The organism is Caballeronia sp. dw_276, assembly GCF_018449635.1.
Taxonomy (GTDB): Bacteria; Pseudomonadota; Gammaproteobacteria; order Burkholderiales; family Burkholderiaceae; genus Caballeronia.
The window spans coordinates 1-493 of sequence record NZ_JAAVUV010000071.1 but is presented as its reverse complement, the minus strand read 5'-3'; the positions used below and the strand labels follow the sequence as shown (position 1 = coordinate 493).

Annotated in this window: 1 protein-coding gene; it reads right to left on the bottom strand. The window is 69.0% G+C overall.

Annotated elements, in window-relative coordinates; genetic code table 11:
- On the bottom strand, positions 1-493 hold a 493-nt coding region (locus tag HB633_RS30665; RefSeq protein WP_255581320.1), incomplete at both ends, for a condensation domain-containing protein.

Sequence of the window (493 nt, the reverse complement as noted above, 5' to 3'; positions counted from 1 at the left end):
GACAGCAACACGTTGAAGGCCGCTGTCAGCACCATGAACAGCGTGCCCTGCTCGCGGCGCGCCAGCGCGTTGAGCCCGGCCGTAGTGGGGGCGTCTACCGTGAACGCCACGGACGCCCCGCGATGGCCCTGCACCGCCGGACGTGGACGGTCCAGCGGCAAGGTCAGCAACACCGGTGCGCCCGCGAGCTGCTGCTGCCAGTACTGCAACTGCCGCTCAAGGGTGTCGCCCGTCAGCCACTGGCGCTGCCACCACGCGTAATCGGCATACTGCACGGCCAGCGGCGCCAGCGGGGACGCCTCGCCGCGCACGAACGCGCCATACAGTGCCGCCACCTCCTGCACCAGCACACCACGCGACCAGCCGTCCGAGACGATGTGATGCAGCGTCAGATGAACGATGTGCTCGTCATCGGCCACACGCAGCAGACCCGCACGGATCAGCGGTCCCGACGACAGGTCGAAGGCCCGGTTCGCCTCCGTTTGCAGCAGCC